Source organism: Moritella sp. (genome assembly GCF_033791185.1).
Lineage (GTDB): Bacteria > Pseudomonadota > Gammaproteobacteria > Enterobacterales > Moritellaceae > Moritella.
Genome location: NZ_JASJHF010000183.1, coordinates 1 through 4999 on the forward strand (window position 1 = coordinate 1; position 4999 = coordinate 4999).

Consider the following 4999-nt stretch of genomic DNA (forward strand, 5'->3'; position numbering starts at 1 on the left):
CTGCAGTTAAATCTTCACGATATAAATAACCTCTCGCTAAGCCGAGACCGGCAATATAAAGTTCACCAATATCGCCTACTGCCACAGGTTGCTTATCGTTATCGAGAATATAATACTGTGTATTTTGTATGGGTTTACCAATAGAAATAGTATCAGCACTATCTTGAATTTCTTTTATATCAAAAATATGAGCCGAACTATTGATCGTGCACTCAGTTGGCCCATATAAATTGATAATACTGCTATGAGGTAATTGCTCTGAAAGTTCATTAGCAAGGTGTTGTGACAGCGCTTCACCGCCACTAAATATTTGAGTTAGCGAAGTACATTGAGTGAATTTTTCAACATTGAGTAACGCCAGCAGTAAAGTAGGCACGCCTTGTAGCATTGAGACGTCATGATGCATCATGGTATCTACAAGTTTCTCTGGATTTTTATATATGCCAGGCTCAGCCATAACAACCCGTGCACCGCAACATGAGGCCAGAATTTCCCACTGAGCAGCATCAAAACTCATCGGTGTTTTCTGTAAAACAACACTTTGAAAATCTAGTGAAAAGTGAGTCGATAACCAATCCATTTGGTTAGCAATGCTTTTGTGTTCTATCATCACACCTTTTGGTTTACCGGTACTGCCCGATGTGTAAATGACATACGCTAAGTTATCTGATGTGGCATGCTGTGTGAGCATATAATATTGAGGTGTTTCTTTGGTGATGAAAAAGTGCGTTACCTGTGAAAATGTGATTAATACGACATCATCTAAAACGAGGGAAGATAGTCGTTCCACTAACTCATCTTGCACGACAATAATTTTACACTGGCTGTTTTCAAGCATGTATTTTAGACGGTCATCGGGATATTCGGGGGCTAGCGGTAAATAAGCCGAACCAGACTGTAAAATCCCCCATACACCGACCATTAGTTCAATTGACGGGTCTACAAATAAGCCAACGCATCCGTCTACACAAACGCCCTGCTGTTGTAAATATAATGCTAGCGCTACACTTTTTTCACCAAGTTGCTGATAGGTTATGTTTCTATCTTGGAAAGAAACGGCTGTATTTTTTCCCTGTTGATCTATTTGGCTTCGAAATAAATCAACAATATTATCGCCATTGTGGCAATCCAGTTTTAACTGTGTCATGTATGTTATATCCCAAGTTTATCTTTATAAGCCTACAACTCTCTTTCGTAATCACAGAGAGTATTTATTTTGGAATTGCCCCAATATTGAGTATCGTCATTTCTATGAAGACAACACAATGCAATAAAATACAGTACGTTACTTTTAAAAGAATAGATCACAAATGATGGTATAAATAAAAAAATTGAATTTTTATAGGATAAGGTCATTATATTTTGTCACATGACTTAATCTAGACTAAAACTGCTGAGTGTTTGGGGGCAATTTGATGGCTTTGTTGGCTTTGTTGGCTTTGTTGGCAGATAATAGACTATAGGCAAAATCTCTAAGGACTTTTGCATTAATCGCATTACCGCATGGTTCTCCTTGATAGCTAATCTCAGGAGTTGAATACTGGGCGAGCGTCAACCATAACATTTTGTTGCTTTTTTTTAGCAAAAACCGCGACCACTGTATCGAGTCCGCATGCAGCAATTTGTTAAGCATTTAATTATGTACTCGATCTACTATATCAAACACTAAATTAAGGAGATCATCTACACGGCGTGAAAAAAAACGGGTCGATTGCAATATAACCTCAACCCGATAATCTCTTAATGTCCAATCTATGAATGAACCTTACTTAAATCAGGCGTAATTATTCAATTTCTTTTGCCTTCGCCAGCAAGGTGCTGCATTCCTTTTTTCCCCGACTCACGCCATGCCTTGTAACCTCCACTGAGCAACACACCCGCGATAACAGCAGTTAGTGGTGCTACCATCACAAGACCGATACTGCCGATCAAAATTCTAAAAATTTCGGCTGCCACTATTTTCATATTAACAATGCGCGTAAAACTGGTATTTTGTGAAACAAACACCATCAGCATCGTCAGATAACCGCCAGAGTAGGCTAAAAGCAGGGTCGTGGACATAGTGCCAATTACCATTCTCCCAATATTGATACCGGACTGAATCAGTTCACGCATACCAATATCTGGTCTTTTGACCTTGATTTCGTTCATCGACACACTGACATCCATGGCAATATCCATAGCTGCCCCAGAAGCCCCCAGCAGTACAGCAGAATAAAAAATATGCTGAAAATTCAAACCGTAACCCCCCTGCACTAGCAATATGGTGGAAAACGGCGTTGTCATGCCAGCCAGTTCGAGCTTCTCGCCAAAAAATACCGTCAAGCCCAGTGTCACAGCCAAGCCACACAAGCTACCCAGTAAAGCCGCAATGCCGTAACGAGTCACTCCGGCCACCGATAAGATAATTGTCATGGATAGCAACACGAGTACCGCGAGGGTCAAAGGCAGAGGAGATGCACCAGCCAGCAGGTTCGGAATATAAAAAAACCACAACACACCCAATGTTGCCATAAAGGAAAACAGCGCCTTCAGACCAATCAGACGTGAATACGCCAGTAGCGCTACAGCAAAAACCGCAAACAGTACCAATTCCCAATTTTGACGGTAACTGTTAATGGCTCTAGCATCGGCGATCTGCTGGTCTACCACCTGAACGGCGAGTAGGATTTTATCCCCAGCCTCATAGATTTCATCCATCTCCAGCTGCCCGTTCAAATGATTGACAGCCATCACTTGGACGCCCTTCCATTCCCCAGTACTGATCACTACTGTCGCGGTCTGTACGCCAACCGCGCCAGCACCGACCTGTAAAATGTCCTCATTATCAACAGATATAACCATTCCAGGCAGTTCATGCACATTGCCATTTTCCGCTGCGCCCCAAAAGCGTTGCCCAACGAAGGCTAAAACAATGATGGCGAGCAAGACTAAGCTCACCTTTGTAATTTTATTCAACTTTAACATCTATACTCCGAACTAGAGAGGGAGCGCAAGCGAACCTGCGCGCCCATTTTGTAGATGCTAGTTTTTACCAGCAACATTTTCTGTGTGGCCGTAAGGCACTTCCGAGTATTTCTTATTGGGAGAAAGAGTTTCACCCAGCAACGCTTTAGACGGTTTAGCTGCAAATGAAGATAGCTTAACACCCATAATTTTTGCCATTATCTTAGGCACGTCAGTGTTATCCTTAAAGCCATCGAACTGACCAGACTGAGGACCAATAGCCGACAGAGCGATTAGCGAAGAAGTATGAACATAAGAAGTCCAACTGATTCGAGCACGCTCAGACACCAAATGCGCAACAGCGATCATGGTTGGCGTATACGCATAGCCGTAGTTGGTCTGTTTATCTGGTGCAACGGTTTGGTTGTGATCTTCAATGTCCATCGCAGACTGCAGCTTCGCAAGCTCTCGGGCATTAAGATCGGTCAAGCCGAAGTCTTTAGCCACATAACCAAGATACGCTTTCTGACGCTTGCCAACTTCGGGATAATCCTTAATCATTTTAGGATAAACATACATCAACACGTCTTCCACAGAGGCTTTAACCTTTAGCAGCTCATCCAATTTCAAGAAATAGCCTTTAGAATCGAGGCTAATTCCCATCGCCATACCGCCAGTTTCGTGATCGGCAGCCACGACAATCAGTGTTTCTTCAGGATACTGCTTGTAGAACTCATAGGCTTCGGCAATAGCGTCATCTAAAGCGAGTGTGTCGTAAATAGTTCCAGCAGCATCATTAGTGTGAGCGGCATAGTCAATACGACCACCTTCAATCATCATAAAGAAAGGCTTCTTCTGTGCGGCCAGAACTTCAATGCCCTTGGAGGTCAGTTCAGAAAGCGCAGGCATTGCGTTTTCTTTTTGGGTGCTGAAACGACGGTCGATCTCCATCCCCAGCGCACTGTAGGCTAAAGTCGCCAAAACTTTATCGCCTTTTTTCGGACTATAAGCACGGAAGTCATCACGCGTTTTATCTCCGATAAAGGTGGTGTAGCCCTTGGTTTTGAATTCAGCCACAAGGTCACGATCATCTTTGCGCTTGGATTTCAGGCCTTCGGTATTACCTTTCGCCACAAAGTGGCGGAAGCCACCACCAGCCAGATAATCAAAGTTGGAGTCCAGCTGATCAATCGCAATCTCGTTCTCATTGCCGCGACTCATGTTATGAGCAGAAAACGAAGCTGGTGTAGCATGGGTAATACGGGTAGTCGTTGCTAGGCCCACTGCATAGCCAGCGTCACGAGCGGCTTCAGCAATAGTTATGATGTTGGTGCCATCAGGCAATTTTGAAATGACACCATTGGTGGTTTTGAACCCAGTAGCCAGAGCGGTACCACCAGCAGCGGAATCGGTAATAATGGTGTTATCAGAGTGAGTGGTCACCAATGCAGAGGTAGGAAAGCTGTTCATCAACAACTTGGCCTCAGGATTTTTGGTCTCAATCTTATGGAAATACTGCGCGGACTGACGCTGAGCTGGCCCCATACCGTCACCGATAAAGTAGAACACATACTTAGGAGCGTCAGCGGCACTAACAGCAGGAGCTATTAGCGCCAAACTAACGGATAACACCACCGAGCGAATAACATTTTTACTACATAGATAGGATCTCATTCTTTTCTCCAATGATTTAATTATGTTTAAGACTGTAAAGTATTGCAAAAGAGGGAGTATGCAGGGGATACATACACTTTTTCTTTTAATAACATGACATTATATTAATAAAAAGCACCATACAAGACTAAAATACAAGAAGTAATACACAGCTCAAAAGACTTGGAATATAAGAGTTGATATTGCCCCTACAAAATGAGATTCGTAAATAAAAAAGAAATTTGGCTGCCTTATCTTTTGTTATTTATATTAAATAAGGGCGGTTAAGTTATGGTCTGATCCCGATCCTGTTTATCTCCCTCTTTAGAGTATTAAGTGCTTTAGCTTGATGTTATCTGCGCTATATAACATTTACGGTTCCCCTACAAATACAACTGTA

At 42.7% G+C, this 4999-nt stretch carries 3 protein-coding genes; all 3 read right to left on the minus strand.

Annotated features, from left to right (window positions below; translation table 11 throughout):
* A partial coding sequence (locus QNK26_RS10940; RefSeq protein ID WP_319222890.1) for an amino acid adenylation domain-containing protein occupies positions 1-1147 on the minus strand: 1147 nt, incomplete at its 3' end.
* Positions 1148-1788: 641 nt separating this feature from the next.
* Positions 1789-2967 carry a YibE/F family protein gene (locus QNK26_RS10945; RefSeq protein WP_319222891.1) on the minus strand — a complete coding sequence of 393 codons (1179 nt, stop codon included), beginning with the start codon at positions 2965-2967 and terminating at the stop codon, positions 1789-1791.
* A 57-nt stretch (positions 2968-3024) separates the two neighbouring features.
* On the minus strand, positions 3025-4620 hold the full coding sequence (locus QNK26_RS10950) for an alkaline phosphatase (RefSeq protein WP_319222893.1): 1596 nt from the start codon (positions 4618-4620) through the stop codon (positions 3025-3027).
* Positions 4621-4999 lie beyond the last annotated feature (379 nt).